This window comes from Streptomyces noursei ATCC 11455 (genome assembly GCF_001704275.1).
In the GTDB taxonomy this organism is placed as follows: Bacteria; Actinomycetota; Actinomycetes; order Streptomycetales; family Streptomycetaceae; genus Streptomyces; species Streptomyces noursei.
Window position 1 is genome coordinate 3,936,866 of sequence record NZ_CP011533.1, and the last position, 18,561, is coordinate 3,955,426.

An 18,561-nucleotide genomic window follows, 5' to 3' on the forward strand; every position below is an offset into this window, starting at 1 on the left:
CTCAGAATCGCCGTAGTGATCGCGGTTCGTTCGTCTGCGATGGGCGTGCCGCGAAGGGCAACGTGACGGCGCTGTCACTGGGGAGGCGTATACACGGTGTCCGGATACGCGGCATGTCCGTCTCGCAGGGTATCGCCGCTGGACATGCGTCCCTAAATCGCAGATCACACTCCGGCGGTGATTACGGTCACAGATCTTTTGGTCAACGTACTGCGCCGCCCCTTTTCCGCAGGGGCGCTCCGGCGCGCCGGAGGCATTTCGCAGGGCCGTCCGAGTGCCGGGCGACTTCGCGGTCATCCGCCGTGCACTCCGTCGCCGTGCGCCGTTCGGGCGCCGGGCACCGGCGACCCGGTGCGCCCGAGCGCACCCGGCCCGTCCGGTTCCGGTTGCGGGGAAGCGGGAAACCGTTCGGGAAGAAGCCGCAACGCGCCCGCACAAGACCTCCGCAGGCGGTGTCCGGAAAGCTCCTTGACCCTCCAACTCCCCCTGAAAGAAACTGCGTTGAGCACTTACGCATCAGGAGTCACAGGCCGGAGTCGCGCACTTCCGGGCTTGGTCCCGTGCGGGTCGGACCGCGGATCACGGACCGCCTCGCACCGGACGCGGACGGGGGAACTTGATGGGTAGTGGGGGGATGCACGACCACGATCACCGCTTCGTGCGGTCGTGGACTCTTCCGCGCCTGTCGTCCCTCCCCCTTCTCCCCGCCCACCCCTCCCGGTTTTCTCGATTTCTTGGTGTCCTCACACTCGGTGCCTGAAGGGATTGGAGGGGGAATGCCGACACATACGACCTATCCCGGCGTCTATGTCGAAGAGCTTCCCAGCAGCATCCGCAGCATCACCACCGTGACGACCTCGGTGACCGCGTTCGTCGGCCACACCCGGCGCGGCCCGCTCAACCAGCCGGTCCGGATCACCAGCTTCGCCGACTTCGAGCGCCGCTTCGGCGGCCTGACCTCGCGCAGCCCGGTCTCCTACGCCGTCCACCAGTTCTTCGGCAACGGCGGCGCCGTCGCGGTGATCGTCCGGGTCGCCAAGGCCGGCAGCGGCAAGGAGGCCCAGGTCACCCTGGAGTCCACCGAGGGCCGCAGCCAGTGCCCGGTCCTGGAGGTGCACGCCAAGGAGCCGGGCATCTGGGGCGACGGCCTGCGGGTCGCCGTGGACCACGAGACCCCGTGCCCGGACGACACCTTCAACCTCCAGGTCCTCGACGCGCACGGCGCCGCCCGCGAGTCCTTCGCCGGCCTGTCCATGGCCCCCGGCAGCGGCCGGTTCGTGGAGACGGTGGTCAACGCCGGCTCGTCGCTGATCCGCGTGGCGGCCGTGGGCGAGGACCGCCCGGACCCCTCCGGCACCGTCTCCAAGCCGTTCCACCACGAACTCCCCGATCTGAACGTGGAGTTGACGGTGAAGATCGGCGAGGTGGAGCGGGAGTTCACGCTCTACGACCCGGACTGCGACGGCGAGCCGCCGTGCGACGTCACCGAGCTGGCGCTGCTGCTGGAGCACAAGCTGCGCTCCCTGCCGGACGCCCCCGGCAAGCACGCCTTCGCGGGCGCCCAGGTGATCGCCTTCGGTCGCCGCGTCCAGGTCGTGGCCGGCTCCACCGACCCCGGCGACGTGGTCCGCTTCCTCGGCGAGTGCGCCAACGACCTGGGGCTGGAGGCATCGGTCAATCCGCCGGTCTTCCCGCTGTGCGGCGGCGAGGACGGCGACCCGCCGGGACCGCGCGACCTCATCGGCAGCGAGGCCCGCAAGAGCGGCCTCCAGGCGCTGCGCGACATCCCCGACGTCAATCTGCTCGCGCTGCCCGAGCTGGCCTCGTACGAGTCCGTCGACGACATGCTCACGGTGATCTCGGCGGCCCAGCGGCTGTGCCAGGAGCGGCGGATGTTCCTGCTGGTGGACGCACCCGCGGCGTGGGGCAGCGTGGACGCCGCACGGGCCGGGATCGGCGCCTTCGACGCGGTCCGCGACAACCACGCGGCCCTGTACTTCCCGCACCTGAAGCTCACCGACCCGCTCACCGGCCGACTGCGCTCCTTCCCGCCGTCCGGCGCGCTGGCCGGCGTGATCGCCCGTACGGACGGCGAGCGCGGGGTGTGGAAGGCCCCGGCCGGCACCGAGGCCCGGCTGACCGGCGTGCACGGGCTGACCGTCAAGCTCACCGACCGCGAGAACGGCCTGCTGAACCCGCTCGGCATCAACTGCCTGCGGACCTTCCCGATGGTCGGCCCGCTGGTGTGGGGCGCCCGCACGCTCCAGGGCGCGGACGCCCTGGACAGCGAGTGGAAGTACGTCCCGGTGCGCCGGCTGGCCCTGCACGTCGAGGAGAGCCTGCTGCGCGGCCTGCAGTGGGTGGTCTTCGAGCCCAACAACGAGCAGCTCTGGCAGCAGATCCGTCTCAACGCCTCCGCCTACCTGCACTCCCTCTTCGAGAAGGGCGCCTTCAAGGGCAGCACCCCGCGGCAGGCGTACTTCGTCAAGTGCGACAAGGACACCACGACCGAGGCGGACATCGAGAACGGGATCGTCAACGTCGTGGTCGGCATCGCGCCCGTCAAACCGGCCGAGTTCGTGATCGTCAAGATCCAGCAGCTGGCCGGCCAATTCGACCTCTAGGGCGCGGGGCACCGGGCCCGGCGGACGGGCCGGCCCCCGGTGCGCCCCACGACGCCGACGTGCAGGAATCCGATGTGAAGGAATCCGATGGCTGAGTTCAGAATCAACGCCCATCGCTTCGACCCGTACAAGAACTTCAAGTTCCTGGTCCTGTGGGACGGCCGTACGGTCGCCGGGGTCAGCAAGATCAGCCCGCTCAAGCGCACCACCGAGGTCGTCAAGCACCGCAACGGCGGCGACCCCAGCTCGCCGCGCAAGTCCCCGGGCCGCTCGGAGTTCGAGGGCATCACCCTGGAGCGCGGGGTCACCCACGACCCGGAGTTCGACCGCTGGGCCAACAAGGTCTGGCAGGTCGGCGCCGGCCTGGGCTCGGAGGTGTCGCTGGCCGACTTCCGCAAGGACATCGTCATCCAGGTCCTCAACGAGGCCGGGCAGGTCGCCGTCTCGCACAAGATCTACCGCTCCTGGCCCAGCGAGTACCAGGTCCTGGGCGAGATGGACGCCAACGCCAACGCGGTGGCCATCCAGAGCCTGAAGCTCGAATGCGAGGGCTGGGAACGCGACTACGAGGTGCCCGAGCCGGAGGAACCCTCGTTCACCCACCCGGCCTGACCCGCGACGACGGGAACGCGCATGGCGGTCACCGGGCCGGCGGAACTGCTGGCCACCTGGGAGGCCGGGCTGGCCGAACGGGAGGCCGGCCGGGCCCTGTTGCTGCATCGGGCGGCCCGCCCCGGAGCGGCCCCCGAGGCCCTGCTGTCGGCACCGCTCGGGGAACGGGCGGCCGACCTCTTCGCCCTGCGCCGGGCACTGTTCGGCGACCGGCTGGAGGTCACGCTCGACTGCACGGCGGCGGAGTGCGGCACGGCGATGGAGTTCGAGCTGGACGCCGGGGAGTTGGCGGCCGCCCGTCCGCGCCCGCCGGAGGGCGGACTGCGGGTGGCGGAGGGCGCGTGGACGGTGCGGTTCCGGCTGCCCGGCCCCGCGGACCTGGCCGCGGTGGCCGCCGCCCGCCCGGCGGACGCCACCGCCGCCCGGCGGCTGCTCGCGGCCCGCTGTGCCCTCGTCGCCCACCGGGCCGGCCGGGAGGCCACCGCCGAACAGCTCGCCGACCTGCCCGACCCGGTGCTCAAGCGCTTCGCCGAGGCCGCCGAGGAGGCCGACCCCGGCGCGGAGCTGACCTTGGAGATCGCCTGCCCGGAGTGCGGCGCCGCCACCTCGGCGGAGCTGGACATCGCCGCGTACCTGTGGACCGAACTCGACGCCTGGGCCCGTGACCTGCTCCTGGACGTCCATCTGCTCGCCTCGGCCTACGGCTGGAGCGAGCCCGAGATCCTGGCGCTCAGCCCGCTGCGGCGCCGCTACTACCTGGAGCTGTGCGCGGATGCCTGAGATGCCCGAGCGGACGCCCGCCGCGTCCGGCGACTACCTCGGCCGACTGCTGGCCCGGTACGCCCCGGCGCCGCCCGCCGATCCCTTCGGCCCACCCGACGGCGCCGACGCACCCGGGCGGCGGACGCGCGTCCGGCCGCGGCTGCCGGGCCCGTTCGAGCGGGTCGAGGCGCTGCGCGGACCGGCCGCCGTCGAGCCGGACGACGGCGGGCCGGCGGCCCTCCGGCCGTCCGGTTGGCCCGCCCCGTCGCCGGGCGCCGCCGAACCGCCGCGCGCCGAGCCGTGGTCGGAGATCCACACCCGGCACGAACGGGAGACGGTGCTCCGCACCGAGGCGGCACCGGTGGCGGGCCCGGACCGCGCGGCCGACCGAGGGCCGGGCCCGGCCCCGCTGCTGCGCCCCGCCGCGACGGCCGTGCCCGGGACCCGGGCCGCCGCCGAGGGCGTCCGGCCGCGGGGGCGGTCGACGGCGCCCGGCGGGGAGCGGACGGCGGCGGGCCGCGGGGCATCGCCGGGCGGCCCGGAGGCGGCCGAGCCGGCCACCGGCGTCCTGCGGCCGCGCACCGACGCCGTACCGGCGCCCCGCCGGCCCGTGCCGCCCCGCGCCGGTTCCGCGGGCGGCCGACGCGGACCGCGCGGCCCCGCCGAGCGGGTGGTGCACGTACAGATCGGCCGGCTGGAGGTCAGCGCCGCCGGCGCAGCCGACTCCCGAAGGCCCGCGGCGGACGGCCGCCCGGCGCGCCCCGAGCGGCGCGCGCCCGCGCTGAGCCTCGCGGACTACTTGGCTTCCCAGCAACGGACTTCAGGGGGACGGTCCACATGAGCAACGCACTCGCCCTCGCGACGGTCACCCAGGCCCTCGCGCTGCTGATCGAGCACAACCTCCACCCCGAGATCGACCTGGCCGTCTCGGTGGAGACCCGCAAACCGCCGACCGATCCCCCGACCGACCCGACGATCACCGTCTTCCTCTACCAGGTCACCCACAACCCCTCGATGCGCAACAACGACCTGGTCACCCGCGCCTCCGACGGCACGCTGCTCAAGCGCCCGGCCGCGGCGATCGACCTGCACTTCCTGATCAGCGCGTACGGGGAGGAACAGGAGCTGGTCGGCCAGCGGCTGATCGGCAGCGTGGTGCGGACGCTGCACGAAATCCCGGTCCTGCCGAAGGAGTTGATCGAGGAGGCCGCCGACCGCCCCTATCTGGCCGGGAGCGACCTGGCCGAGTCGCCGCAGAAGGTCCGCTTCACTCCGACCCAGATGGACGTGGACGAGACCTCCAAGCTCTGGGGCATGCTCAACAACACCCCGTACGCCCTGTCGGTGGCCTACCAGGCGTCGCTGGTGCTGCTGGACGGCCACCAGAAGCCGGCACCGGCCCGCCCGGTGAAGCGGCCGGAGGTGACGGTGGTGCCGGAGGTACCGCCCGAGGTGCCGTTGGGGACGCTGACGGGAGGCGCGGCGGATCCCGCGAGGACGGCCGGTGCTTCGGGGGTCGGGGCGGCCGGGTCGACTGAACCGCCTGGATCGGCTGAACCGGCTGGAACAGGTGAATCGGCTGGGGCGACCGCGGGCGCCATGGCGAAGGCGGCCGAGGACGCGACCGCGACCGCGAAGGATGCCGCGACGAACGCCGCGAGAAAGCCCGCGAAGCGGACGGGCGGCGGCAAACCCCAGCCGACCAAGACCGCTACCACGCACGGGAGTTCGGACGCCGGCCGGCCTGGCCCCCGGACCCGCACCCGGACGCGCAAGACGGCCGACGGCGGCCCGCAGGACACCGAACGGCCCCGTCGGACCGGCCGGGCCGGCCACACGGACGACACGGGCGGTACCGACGACGGCGGGGAGAGCTGAGGCGCGGTGCGAGGAACGGGGGCGGAGAAGGAGATGGCAGGCGGCGGCAGCGGCGGGAACGGGCCGGGGGCGGCGGACGGGCGGACGTCCGGCGGGGCGGACGGCGCGGCGCTGTCCGCGGCCGTCCGGGCCGTCCTCGCGCGCCTGGACGCGCACGCGGCCCGCGTCCAGGGGAGCCCGGCGGGCGCGGAGACGGATACGGACACCGGCGCGGGTGCACCCCCCTCCTCGCGCACCCCCGACGCCCTCAACGCCCTCGATGCCCTCGATGCCCTCAGCGCTCTCGGCACCCTCGCCGCGTGCTTCGGGCTGACCCCCTTCGAGCAGGAGGTCGTGCTGCTCACCGCCGCCGCCGAGCTGGACCCGACCACCGGCGTGCGCTGCGCCGCCGCCTGCGGCGATCCGGCCCGCCCGTACCCCACGTTCTCGCTCGCCCTGGCGGCGCTCGGCGACCCCCACTGGAGCGCCCTCACCCCGGTCGCCCCGCTGCGCCGCTGGCAGCTGGTCGAGCTGGACGACGCGACCCATCTGACCACCGGCCGGCTGCGGCTCGACGAGCGCATCCTGCACTTCCTGGCCGGCGCGCCCTACCTGGACGCCCGGTTGCACGGCCAACTGCGCCGCACCGTCCCGCCCGAGACGCTGCCGCCCGCCTACGAGACGGCCGCCCGGCGGGTGGCTGCCGGCTGGGCGGGCGCCGGCCCCGACGCCCCGCTGCGCGTCGAACTGGTCGGCGGGGATCTGCGCACCCGCGCCGACATCGCGGCCACCGCTGCCCGCCGCTGCGGGCTCGGCCTGTACTCCATGGCCGCCGAGGACATCCCGGCCGACCCGGCCGCGCGGGACCGGCTGGCCCGGCTCTGGCAACGGGAGGCGATCCTGCTGCCGGCCGCGCTGCTCGTCGAGGTCGGCGAGCTGGACCGCGAGCAGTACGCCGCCGCGGACGCCTTCGTCGCGGGTGCCGCCGTCCCGCTGGTCGTCTCCGGCCGGGAACCGCGGCAGACCGGCCATCCGCGCGGCGAGCGGGTCACCGTCCCCAAGCTCTCCGACGAGGAGCAGCTGGGCCTGTGGACCGACGCCTTCGCCGACGTACCAGAGGTGACGGGTCGTCATCTCGCAGCCCTCGTCGCACAGTTCCACCTCCCACCGCACGTCGTCCGCGCCGCCGCCGCGTCCGTCCGGCGTGATCTGCCCGCGGCCTCCGACGCCCCCGACGCCCCCGACGCCGCCGAGCTGGCCTGGCGGGCCGGCCTCACCGAGGCACGGATGGGCCTGGACGAACTGGGTCGCCGCATCGAGCCTCGGGCCGGCTGGCACGACCTCGTGCTGGCCGACCGCCAACTGCGCGTCCTCCAGGAGATCGTCGCGCATGTCCGCCAGCGCGGCACCGTCTACCAGGACTGGGGCTTCGCGCAGGCGCTGCGCAGCGGCCTCGGCGTCACCGCGCTCTTCGCCGGCGGCTCCGGCACCGGCAAGACCCTGGCCGCCGAGGTGATGGCCAAGGAGCTGGGTCTGGACCTCTTCGTCATCGACCTCTCCCAGGTCGTCAGCAAATACATCGGCGAGACGGAGAAGAACCTCAGCCGGGTCTTCGACGCGGCCGAGCGCGGCGGGGCGCTGCTCCTCTTCGACGAGGCGGACGCGCTGTTCGGCAAGCGCAGCGAGGTCAAGGACAGCCACGACCGCTACGCCAACCTGGAGGTCAGCTACCTCCTGATGCGCATGGAGGCGTACCGCGGGCTGGCCGTCCTCACCACCAACATGAAGAAGGCCCTGGACTCGGCCTTCATGCGCCGCATCCGCTTCGTCGTCGACTTCCCCTTCCCCGGGGAGAAGGAGCGGGCGGAGATCTGGCGCCGGGTGCTGCCCGCCCAGGCCCCGACGAAGGGCATCGAACCGTCCCTGCTGGCCCAACTCACCGTCGCCGGCGGCTCGATCCGCAACATCGCGCTCTCCGGCGCCTTCCTCGCCGCGGAGGAGGGCGACCGCCTCCAGATGCGTCACATGCTGGCCGCGGCGCGCACCGAGTACCTGAAGCTGGAACGCTCTCTGACGCCGTCGGAGGTCCACGGATGGGTCTGAAGCACGAGGTCGGCAACGCCACGGTGCGGGAATCCGCGGCACCGGAGCGCACGGCGCGGGAGGCGGGGGCGCCCGCTCCCCGCACCTTCCGCATCGACATCGGCGAACTCGTCCTGGACGGCTTCGACGCCCGGACCACCGACCCGGACCGGGTATCGGCCGCGTTCCAGGCCGAGTTGACCCGTCTCGTACGGGACCGCGGCGTGCCCCTGGCGGCGGCCGGCGACGGCTCGGGCCTCGCCCTCGACGGGCTCGCCGGCCTGCCGCCGCTGCCGGCCACCGCGCACCCCGTACGGCTGGGCGAGGCGCTGGCCCGCGCGGTGCACGCGGGGCTGACCGGACGGGGGGAGGCGCGATGAGCAGTTCCTCCCAGTCCGCCGCCCAGTCCGACCGGTCCGGCCGGTCCGCCCGCGACGCACGGCGCCGCAAGCGCAGGGAACGGTCCGCCAGGTCCGCCGCCCCCGAGCCCAAGAACATCGTCAGCGGCGCCGGCCAGCCCCTCGACCTCAGCGTCCGCCGCGAGCTGGAGGAGCAGCTCGGCCACGACTTCAGCCGGGTCCGCCTGCACACCGACCGCGACTCCGGGCAGCTCGCCGAGCTGATGGGCGCCGACGCCTTCGCCGTCGGCCAGGACGTCTTCTTCCGCGAGGGCACCTACCGCCCCGGCACCGCCGACGGCCAACGCCTCCTCGCCCACGAACTCCTGCACACCGTCCAGAACCCGCACGGCCTGGGCGCCCTGCGCGCCGGCCGCGACCTGGGCACGGTCAGCCTCCCCCAGGAGACCGTCGAACGCGAGGCGGAGTCCGCGGCCCAGGAGTCCCTCCGCTCCACGATGCTCGGCGCCACGCGCGGGGACGACACGACGACGGAGGTGGCACCGGGCCGGTCCACACCGGGCTGGCTCCGCTACGCCACGGTGGACGCCGACCGCCACCGCCTGGAACTGGTCGACCCGGCAACACTGGTGGACCGCCTGGCCAACGGGGTACTGCGGTCGTTGCGGGGGGATCCGGAGGATCGGTCCAAGCGCGCCCGGATGCAACTGGCGCAGCTGCCCGACGAGTTGCAGGACGCGGTCCTGGAGCGGCTGGAGCGGCGGCTGCTCAGCTCGGAGCAGGAGCGACTGCTCGACCTCGTCGAGGAGATCGAGTCCGACGACGCACTGGAGCGCGGTTCGCTCGATGCGCCGATGGTCGAGACGGACCCCGCCGAGGAGTTGCGGTTCACCCGCGAAAGCGAGCGGCGGGCCGCGGAGGAACAGCGGGAGCAGGAGCGGAAGCCTGGCCTGGCACCCGGGCCGGAGAAGGACGAGCAGGAGGCGGCGGGGGCCGCAGGGAGCACCCCGCGGAACGGCGGGACCCGGGCGGACGGCACCACTCCGCAGGGCGGCGAAGCCCCGGGCGGACCCGTCGCGCAGGACCGGAACGCCGGCCGCGGCGGGCAGGCGGAGCAGCAGCCCGGCGGCGGGGGCGCGGCCCCGGCGAACTCTTCCCCGGCGCCGGGTGCCGCACCTGCGCAACCGGCGGCGGAGGCCGCGCCCGCGGCGTCGGGCGGTCGGCCGGCGGACAAGGCGGCCGGCGGTGAGCGGTCCGCCGACGGGAAGTCCTCCGGCGGCGCGCAGGAGGGCGGGCAGCAGGCCGGAGGCAGGGAGGACAAGAAGGACGCCGCCGCCGACGGCAAGGAGGGCACCGAGCGCGCGGGCACGCCGGTGGCCAGCAAGGAGGAGTCCGCGGCCAAGAACCGTCCGGGCGCGGTCGATGCGCTGGTGGCGGGCAAACAGCTGAACCCCGCGGACAAGCGGGGGCAGGAGAAGCCCTCGGGCACGCCGTCGGCGGCGGGGGCCCAGGCGCAGCAGCCCGGCGCGGTGAGCACCCTCGACGGCGTCCGCACCCAGGACCTCGAAGGGCCGGACGAACACGTCGACGAGGACCCGTTCGGTACCGGCAGCGAGTCCGAGGTGGACGTCGGCGGCGGGGAGCCGAGCGCCTGGGACATCACGCTGCAGCCGGACGACTACCTCCCCGCCCAGGATCCGGACGTGTCCGCCGTGCCGACCGCGGACACCCTGGACCCGTCCTCACCCGACGACCGGGCGGCCCCGTCGTTCCCGGCTCCCCCGGTGACCAAGGCCGACAAGGTGCAGGCGGAGCGCGATGCCGAGGACGCCGAGGACACGGCGGCGGAGGCCGATCCCGAGGAGGGTGTCGACGAGGCGCCCGCCGGTGCGGAGACGGCGGCCGAGACGGACGCCGCGGGACCGGGCGGCGGGCCGGAGGAGCTCGCCCCGGATCGGGCCGCCGAGGCGCGGACGGCGCCCGGCTCCACGTCGAAGGACCCCAAGAGCGGTGCCGACCCCAAGGCCGGTCCGGTGGCCGCGCAGGTGACGGTCCAGGAGGCGCCGGGCCGGCCGGAGGACGGCGGCGAGGCCAAGGAGCCGGCGGCCAAGGCGGAGCAGGGCACACCGGCCGCGGGCGACGCGCCGGGCGCCGGGCAGGAGAAGGGGGCCCCGCAGACGGCCGGCAAGCCGGCGGCGGCGCAGTCCGCGGGCAGCGGTGAGCAGAAGCAGGCCACGGCGGCACCGGCGGACAAGGGCGAGGCCGCGGGCGGTACCCAGACGTCGTCGCCGGGGCGCGACAGCCACGTCTCCGGCGGGTCCAACGCCGACGCCTCCGGTGGGGCGAGCGCGGATGCGGCTGCCGGGGCGCAGCGCGAGCCGTCGGGCGCGGGAGCCGAGTCCCGCGCGCAGGCGCCGGCGGAGAAGAGCGCCCCGGCGGGTGGGGAACACGGAACGGGCGGTGCGGCGCCGGCCGCGGCTCCGCAGCCGGCCAAGGGCGCTCCCGAGGCTCCGGCAGGGGCCGCACCGGCGCCGGGACCTGCGGCGCCGGCGGCACCGACGGCCAAGGAGCAGCAGGCGCCCAGGGCGGCCGGTGCGGCACCCGCCGCCAAGGGCGGGGGCGGAGGCAGTGCGGCCGTGCCCGTGAAGAAGGCCAAGAAGGACTCCGGGCCGGCCCCGAACCTGTCGAACGTCTCCCCCGAGGCCGGCCTGTCGACCGCGTCGAAGCTCAAGCCGCACAAGGCACTTGAGGCCATGGGCGGGGTGGGCGGCTCGGTGGACCGCACGGTCGGCGACGAGCACAAGGCGCTGGCCGCGGCACCGCCGTCGATGCAGCGCCCGGCCGGTGCGCCGCAAACCCTCCAGGGCAAGCCGAAGGCCGACGCACCGGCGCAGTACGACCAGAACCCGGCGCAGAAGAGCGACGCGCCCGGCGCGGACAAGGCCGAGGTCAGCGGCGCCAAGGAGCCGGAAGGCCAGATCGAGGCGGAGAAGGCCGAGGAGCCGGGCGGCTGGCAGACCTTCAAGATGGCGCTGGGCTTCGGCATCGGGTGGGTGGCCGAGAAGCTCGGCTTCAAGGTCGACAAGCAGGAGCTGGCCGCCAAGTTCGCCGGGCTGCCCACGAAGGACGAGGCGCTCAAGAAGGCCCAGGCGGGCAACGCACCGGGCGTGCAGATGCAGGGCGCCGCCGGGGAGAAGGCCGACGAGCAGGGCGGCGCCGTCGACGCCAAGGGCCAGGACACCGTCGCGACCGGCCGGGACGACGCGGGCCGGCCGATGGGCGAGGACCAGGTCTACCCGGACGCCCCCAAGGAGCAGATGACCGCCAAGGTGCCCGGCGCCCAGGGCGGCAAGGGCGGCGGGCCGCAGGGGGCGGCGAACACCGGGGCGGTACCGCCCGAGGCGGCCTCCGAGGTGGCCGAGCACGACCGGGGCCCCCAGTTCCAGGCCGCGTTCAGCGACGGCCAGAAGGACATGTCCAAGGGCCGTCAGAAGAAGGACCAGGACTTCCGCGACTCCCAGGAGAAGCACAAGAAGCAGGTCGACACCGAGGTCGACGGCAACACCAAGAGCCAGGCGGACGAACGCCGGAAGGCGATGAGCGAGGTCACCGACCACCGCTCGGACTGGCGCAAGGAACAGGACACGGAGCTCAAGAAGCTCGGCGACAAGAAGAGCGAGCGGCACGACAAGGTCCGCAAGGACGTCAAGGACAAGGAAGAGAAGACCGACAAGGACGCCGCGAAGGAAAAGGACGACGGCGACAAGAAGATCCAGGACAAGAACACCGAGGCCGAGAACGACGCGAAGAAGAAGCGCGACGACAGCGTCAACGAATCGGGCAACTGGCTTTCCAAGGCGTTCGACTGGATCAAGCAGAAGGTCATCGAGATCAAGAACGCGATCGTCGATGTCATCAAGCGGGCCCGCGAGGCCGTCGTCGGCTTCATCAAGCACTTCAAGGAAACGGTCGAACGCTGGATCAACGAGGCGCGCCAGTCCATCGCGGACGCCATCAAGACCCTGATCAACGATCTGATCGAGTTCGCCGTGGCCATGGTCCGCGCGGTCATCGAGCTGGCCCTGCGCATCCGCAAGATGATCGCCGAACTCATCTCCGCCGCGATCGCTCTCGTCAACAAGCTCGCCACGATGCTGAAGAAGGCCCTCTCCGACCTTCTCGACGCCCTGGGCAAGCTGCTCAGCGGCATCCTTGACATCCTCAAACAGGTACTCGACGAAGCGATCAAGCAGGTTATCGGGGCCATCAAGGCGGTCCTGGACTTCGCGTCCAAGCTCCTGAGCGCGCTCGGCGACTGGATGCTGATCGCGGTCGACTTCCTCTCCGACCCGGGCGGTTGGCTCAGCGGCGCCAAGAACTCCGCGGTGGACGGCGCCAAGAACCACCTCTTCCGCGAGATCTCCAGTGCGGTCAAGCAATGGTTCAAGGACAAGATCCAGGAAATCATCGGCGTCCCGAAGGCCATCCTGGACAAACTCCTCAACGGTGGCTTCAAACTCGACGACATCGTCAAGGAAGCCTGGGACGCGGTCCTCCCCCAACTCCCCCTCATCATCGGCGAACTGGTCATGACCAAGATCGTGGCCAAGCTGATTCCGGGGGCCGGCTGGGTGATGGCGGCCATCGACGCCATCCGCACCGCGTGGGGCGCACTGAGCGCGATCCTGCGCGCACTGTCCATGGTCCTCGACTGGTTGAAGGCGGTCCGCGCGGGCGGCGCCGGCATCCTCTTCGCCAAGGCCGTCGCGGCGGGCGTGGTGGCCCTCCTCGAAACCCTCTACCAATGGCTGCTGAACGGCATCGGCAAGTACGTCGCCAAGGTCGGCCAGCGCCTCAAGGGCGTCGCCGCACGCCTCGGCAAGGGCTTCGGGAAGGAAGGCCGCGGCGGCCGGAAGGGCGCGGCCGGCGAGGGCTCAGGCGGCAAGGGCAAACCCGGCGACAAAAAGCCCCGGACCGACGACACCCCGACCAGGGAACCGGCCCCGAAGTCCGCCGGTGCCCCGACCACCCGCCCGACGACCGCCAAGCCCCACGAGGGCAAACCGGGCGAGAAGCCGACCGCCACCAAACCGGGCACCGACAAGCCCCCGTCCAAACCCGGCGAAACCCCGGAACGGCCGGCCACCGGCAAGCCCAGGACCCCCACCGACGAGCCCAGGAGGCCCGCCGGCAACGACAAGAACGGCAAGCCCAGGTCCAAGGCCGACGAGACCCCCGACACCCGCCCCACCCCGTCCGCCAAGCCCAAGCCCGAACCGGAACCCCGACCCAAGCCCAAGCAGGACCCGGAGCCCAAAGCCAAGCCCAAGGACGACGGAAAGCCCGGCACCAAACCCAAGGAGGACGAGCCCGGAGCCGACAAGCCCAACAAACCCAAGGAAGAAGACCCCACCAGGCCCAAGCCCAAGGACGACAAGGACACCCCCGGCAAACCCAAGCCCGACAAGGACGGCGACCGCCCCCACAAGCCCAACGACAAACACCCCGACCACGACCCCAAGAACCCCAAACACAAGCCCGACAAGGACCACGACCCACACGACCCCAAGAAGCCCAAGGAAGACCACAACAAAAACCCCAAACACAAGCCCGGCGAAAAGGGCCCGCACAAACCCAAGGAAGACCACCCGAAGAACAAGGACTCCAAAAAAGAAAACCAGGACAAGAAAGACAAGAAAAAAGAGGACGAAAACAAGAAGGATTCGAAGGATGCGCGACTCAGGAAGATCGTTTCGCGCATAAAACCGAAGGTCGACGGATTTCTTCGGCGCGGAGTCAAGAAGCCGGTCCTCAAGGGTGCACTATTCGGCATGCGCGCCTGGTACAGGCTTACGCAACTCGACATTGAGGGGGCGCGGAATTTCAAGATTATCGCCGCACTGAACCCTCGCATGGGTGTAGACGAGGGAGTCGCCAAACAGATAAAAGCAAAAATCGATGGACTCGACAGGAAGACCAGAGATGGGCTGCAGCGGGAGATTCAGATCCGGGATTTCGAAGACTGGCTACTCTTCGTCGACGGGGAAAAACCACAGGCTGCCATCTCCAAGTTCACCAAAATCCTCGAAGGGATCGTCGAGGAGTACGAAAATCGACCGGAAAACGAAAGGAAGATCCGAAACACAGCCCAATCGGCCGAGGATAAAATCCAGGACGCCTTGCGCAGCATGCCTGCCAAGGGTGCGACGTCGAACAACCCCTCGGAGAGGGGCTGGAAGAATACGGTCGGCATTCCCGAGGATGCAGCAAAGGCACTGTTGCGCGGGCGCGACTATTCAGCCGCACAAGCCGCCAAGCGGGAACCGGGGAACGTCCATGCCCCGCAGCCGGCACCGAACCCCGGTGCGCCGGCCACCGAGGCCCATCTGTACTTCAACGATCCAAAGTGGTCAAAGATTCAGTACACCAGGAAGGCTCTCGACTTCATCAGGTGGAACGTGGATCCGGACCCGGACAAGGCGCCTATAAGGCGACCCACTCCGCTGCCTTCCGACCTCCGGAACTCGAAGATTCAAGGCGCCTACAAGGATGCCGTCTACAAGACCGCGCACGCCGACTGGAAAATTAGAGAGGGACATAAAGCGGCGGACGAAGCCGAACGCGATAGGATACTCAATGAAATCATGAAAACGAAGCACCCGGATCACCGTCGAGAACTCCAGTTCAACGGCCTGGACGACATACGCAGCCTTTCGCTGCTCGACGGAAATGTGAATACGAGCTCCGGCAGTCAACTCGAGAAGGAAGTGAAGGCAGTGGACGACTGGAGCACTCTCACATTCGTGATCCATTATTGGTGGGAGGGTGCCAAGCCTAAGTCCAAGTAGCACGAAAATAACCAGGCGCGGCTCACGAAATACCACCCCGGAAGGTACGCATGGCAAGCAAGAAGCAGTTCCAGGATTTCTTCGGAGAGCAAGGATTGATCACTGCATCGCTCGGCCCAGAGAGTGCACGGACCTTGCCCTCCAAGTTGGGTGAATATATTCAAGAAATCGGATTCCCCGCAACAGTCGAAGGAATTTACTGCGCACTCCCCGAAAGCGCCCCGAAGGGGTTCTCGCTGCTTGCCACAGAAACGGATGGAACCTCTGTCGAGATCCTCTGCCTGGGGGCGCCGAACCCGAGCACAGATCTCAGGTACGTGGTCGACATCAAGACCGGATATGTGCTCCTAATGGACACCGCCGAAGGCAACGCCCAAATGATCAACAACAGCGTTGAGAATTTCGGAGAGTTCCTGTACCGCCTTGGCAAGTTTCTTCATTTTCGGGACTCATCGACACGCGAGCAGGACGAAGCGTACGTCGAGCTCCTCACCGCATTCCTGGAAGAACGGGACCCCAGCTCGTTTGGAGAGCCTCCGGGCTGGTGGCCCATGGTCTTGGAACACCTGCTGGCCTACTAGACAGAGGGAACGCCCGTGGCACCGTATCGAGACATCCCCAAACCCATTCGTTCCGGGATCGTTGTGGTTGATCCTGAGCTCGGTGTTCCGCAGCGGATCATCGTGTTGCAGTTCAATCCGGACACGTTGGAGCGGCAGGTGGCGCCGCAGGCGGCCGGGGGTGAAGGCGACAGTGGTGGGGGCGGCGGTGGGAGCGGTGGGGGCGATCGGAACGAGGCGCTGCGACTCAAAGGGCCCGCGCAGGAGACGTGGAAGTTCACCGCGGAGATCGATGCCACCGATCAGTTGGACGTAGCGGCGCCGGAGGGGATTCATCCGGAGTTGGCGGTGCTGGAGATGTTGGTGCAGCCGACGACCGCGCAGTTGCTGGCGGCGTCGAAGTTGACCAAGAAAGGGACCATCGAGATCAGTCCCATCGAGATGCCGTTGACGCTGTTCACGTGGGGGAGCAAGCGCATCATGCCGGTGCGGTTGACGGAGTTGTCGGTCAACGAGTCGGCGTTCGACGTGAATCTCTGTCCGATACGGGCCTCGCTGAGCATCGGGCTGAAGGTGTTGACGGTGAGTGATCTGCCGGCCGGGCATCCCGGGGCGGCGCTGTATCTCGCGCACCTGGCGCAGAAGGAGCAGTTGGCGCGGCGGGCGCGGGGTGGCACGTTGGCGCAGTTGGGGCTGGGGAGGGGGATCTGAGGCGTGGGCATCGAACCGTACGAGAGTGCGTTGGACGACGTGCCGGGGGCGCATCCGTATCCGCGGAGCAGTCGGTACGCGGGGATCGACATCGGGGTGCACACCCTGCCCGACGGGACCGAAGTCCGGTATGCCAAACGGCGGTTGTTGCCGTCGTTGGCCACGGCCGCGGAGGACGCCGTGCCGCATGTCGTCGGCAGCGGGGAGCGGGCCGATCAGCTGGGGCAGCGGTATTTCGGGGATCCGGGGCAGTGGTGGCGGATCGCGGACGCCAATCCGGTGTTGGAGCCGCGGGAGTTGACGGCGGAGCCCGGGGTGGAGATAGCCGTGCCGTTGCCGGGAGGGTTCGCCGGGGGCGTCGGCGGCGGGCCGGGTGTGGTGCGGCATGGCTGAGGGGGACGAGCCGGTCGGGCGGGGGCCCATTCACGTCTCGCTGTACATGGGGCCGAAGTCGGCGCGGTTGGTCCCGCAGGAGGTGGTGGAGGCGCTGTTGTCCGCGCAGATCACCAGCACGGCCGGTGAACGGAGCGGGTTCCAGCTGGCGTTCGACCTGACGAAGAAGGGGGCGATCGTCGAGCGGTTGCTGCCGGAGGGGTTCTTCGACCCGAAGACGCGGGTCATCGTCACCGTTGCCCTCAAAGGGACGCCGGTGGTGTTGCTGGACGGCGTGATCGTGCGCCAGGAGGTGGGGAGCAGCAACCATCCCGGGCAGAGCACGCTGACGGTGACGGGTGAGGACCTGACGCTGTTGATGGATCTGGAGGAGCGGACGGACCGCTATCCGAATCTGGCGCCCTCGCAGCGGGTCGAGCGGATTCTGTCCAAGTACGCCGATTACGGGATCGACGCGCGGATCATCAGGGAGCAGATTCCGCAACCGCCGCGGGAGCAGGTGCGGGTCGACTACCAGACGGGGACGGATCTGCAGTACGTGAACGAGCTGGCGCGGGCCAACGGGTACACGTTCTATCTGGAGCCGGGTCCCGTGCCGGGGCGCTCGACGGCCTTCTGGGGGCCGGAGCAGCGGCTCGGGCAGCGGCAGCACGCCCTGAACGTGAACATGGACGCGAACTCGACCGTCGACCAGCTCACGTTCGCCTACGACGGGACGGCGCGGGAGGAGCCGCAGGCCCGGGTGCAGGATCCCGTGACGCGGCAGGCGCCGTTGTTGGCGCAGCCCGACATCAGCCCGCTGCGGCCGCCGTTGGGGCTGCGGGGCTCGCCGGCGCTCAAGCGCAGGACGCTGAGCGGGACGGCGAAGATGGACGAGGGGCTGGCGAAGGCGGAGGCGTTGGGGCGGGCCGCCACGAGTGCCGATGCCATCTCGGGGTCGGGGTCGTTGGATGTCACCCGGCATGGATATGTGCTCCGGCCGCGGGAGTTGGTGGGCGTGCGGGGCGCCGGGGTCACGTATGACGGCGACTACTACGTGAAGTCCGTGACGCACAATGTGCGGCTCGGTTCGTACCTGCAGAACTTCACGTTGTCCAGGGAGGGGCTGATCGCCCGCAGCGGCACCGTTCGGCCCTAGCCGCACCAGCATCCGTCACCGTCACCCGTCCATGGGGACGTAAGGAGAGAAGCCACGCATGGCTGCTGCACCGAACAACCGCTTCCTCGGCAAATTCCGGGGCCGGGTGGCGGCGAACGACGACCCGATGGGAGTCGGGCGGTTGAAGGTCCAGGTCCCGGACGTGTTGGGCGATGAGGTGTCGACCTGGGCACTGCCGTGTTTCCCGTTCACCGGTGAGCAGGCCGGGCAGGTGGTGGTGCCGTCGGTCGGGGCCGGTGTGTGGGTGGAGTTCGAGCAGGGGGACCCCAGCTTCCCGGTGTGGGTGGGGTGTTGGTACGGGCGGCGGGAGGAGTTGCCGGAGGACGCGCGGCGGGATCCGGCGATCGCGCATCCGGTGGTGATCCAGACGCCGGGGAAGCACAAGATCGTGATGTCCGACGTGCCGACCGAGGGGATCTTGCTGGAGGCGCCGAGCGGCGCGTATGTGCGGATCGACGCCACCGGGGTCCACATCAGCAACGGGCTCGGGGCGTCGGTCTCCCTGGTCGGGGAGCACGTCGACATGAACGACGGCCGGCTGACCGTGCAGAGGAAACGCTGACGGGAACGGGGGTGGCAGGGCAGATGGCGAGC

At 70.8% G+C, this 18,561-nt stretch carries 13 protein-coding genes; all 13 read left to right on the top strand.

The genetic code is table 11. From position 1 onward, the window contains the following. The first annotated feature begins 776 nt into the window (after positions 1-776). The 13 genes from SNOUR_RS16405 to SNOUR_RS16465 all read left to right on the top strand — a co-directional run bounded on the left by SNOUR_RS16405 (position 777) and on the right by SNOUR_RS16465 (position 18,529). The gene (locus SNOUR_RS16405) at positions 777-2,624 is read left to right on the top strand and encodes a phage tail sheath family protein (RefSeq protein WP_067347698.1); all 1,848 of its coding nucleotides are present in this window, start codon (positions 777-779) and stop codon (positions 2,622-2,624) included. 87 nt (positions 2,625-2,711) lie between these two features. After that, a complete protein-coding gene (locus SNOUR_RS16410; RefSeq protein WP_067347700.1) occupies positions 2,712-3,236 on the top strand; it encodes a phage tail protein in 525 nt (174 codons plus the stop codon). Positions 3,237-3,257: 21 nt separating this feature from the next. Further along, on the top strand, positions 3,258-4,016 hold the full coding sequence (locus SNOUR_RS16415) for a hypothetical protein (protein WP_067347703.1): 759 nt from the start codon (positions 3,258-3,260) through the stop codon (positions 4,014-4,016). Next, on the top strand, positions 4,009-4,839 hold the full coding sequence (locus tag SNOUR_RS16420; RefSeq protein ID WP_159425867.1) for a hypothetical protein: 831 nt from the start codon (positions 4,009-4,011) through the stop codon (positions 4,837-4,839). The genes SNOUR_RS16415 and SNOUR_RS16420 overlap by 8 nt, the downstream gene beginning before the upstream one ends. Continuing rightward, positions 4,836-5,876 carry a Pvc16 family protein gene (locus tag SNOUR_RS42995; protein ID WP_079142707.1) on the top strand — a complete coding sequence of 347 codons (1,041 nt, stop codon included), beginning with the start codon at positions 4,836-4,838 and terminating at the stop codon, positions 5,874-5,876. The genes SNOUR_RS16420 and SNOUR_RS42995 overlap by 4 nt, the downstream gene beginning before the upstream one ends. Before the next feature lie 33 nt (positions 5,877-5,909). Then, positions 5,910-7,958 (top strand): AAA family ATPase, encoded by a 2,049-nt coding sequence (locus SNOUR_RS16430; protein WP_067347708.1) that lies wholly within the window; start codon positions 5,910-5,912, stop codon positions 7,956-7,958. Continuing rightward, positions 7,949-8,317: a hypothetical protein gene (locus SNOUR_RS16435; protein WP_312632596.1), complete on the top strand. Its 369-nt coding sequence runs from the start codon at positions 7,949-7,951 to the stop codon at positions 8,315-8,317. The genes SNOUR_RS16430 and SNOUR_RS16435 overlap by 10 nt, the downstream gene beginning before the upstream one ends. Then, positions 8,314-15,144 carry an eCIS core domain-containing protein gene (locus SNOUR_RS16440; protein ID WP_312632597.1) on the top strand — a complete coding sequence of 2,277 codons (6,831 nt, stop codon included), beginning with the start codon at positions 8,314-8,316 and terminating at the stop codon, positions 15,142-15,144. The genes SNOUR_RS16435 and SNOUR_RS16440 overlap by 4 nt, the downstream gene beginning before the upstream one ends. Before the next feature lie 50 nt (positions 15,145-15,194). Then, the gene (locus tag SNOUR_RS16445; RefSeq protein WP_067347711.1) at positions 15,195-15,725 is read left to right on the top strand and encodes an SUKH-4 family immunity protein; all 531 of its coding nucleotides are present in this window, start codon (positions 15,195-15,197) and stop codon (positions 15,723-15,725) included. A 15-nt stretch (positions 15,726-15,740) separates the two neighbouring features. Further along, the gene (locus tag SNOUR_RS16450) at positions 15,741-16,415 is read left to right on the top strand and encodes a hypothetical protein (protein ID WP_067347712.1); all 675 of its coding nucleotides are present in this window, start codon (positions 15,741-15,743) and stop codon (positions 16,413-16,415) included. A 3-nt stretch (positions 16,416-16,418) separates the two neighbouring features. Beyond that, the gene (locus SNOUR_RS16455; protein WP_079142709.1) at positions 16,419-16,808 is read left to right on the top strand and encodes a LysM peptidoglycan-binding domain-containing protein; all 390 of its coding nucleotides are present in this window, start codon (positions 16,419-16,421) and stop codon (positions 16,806-16,808) included. Further along, the gene (locus SNOUR_RS16460) at positions 16,801-17,946 is read left to right on the top strand and encodes a hypothetical protein (protein ID WP_067358385.1); all 1,146 of its coding nucleotides are present in this window, start codon (positions 16,801-16,803) and stop codon (positions 17,944-17,946) included. Before SNOUR_RS16455 ends, SNOUR_RS16460 begins: the two co-directional genes overlap by 8 nt. Before the next feature lie 58 nt (positions 17,947-18,004). Next, positions 18,005-18,529 carry a phage baseplate assembly protein V gene (locus tag SNOUR_RS16465; protein ID WP_067347715.1) on the top strand — a complete coding sequence of 175 codons (525 nt, stop codon included), beginning with the start codon at positions 18,005-18,007 and terminating at the stop codon, positions 18,527-18,529. The last annotated feature ends 32 nt before the right edge of the window (positions 18,530-18,561 follow it).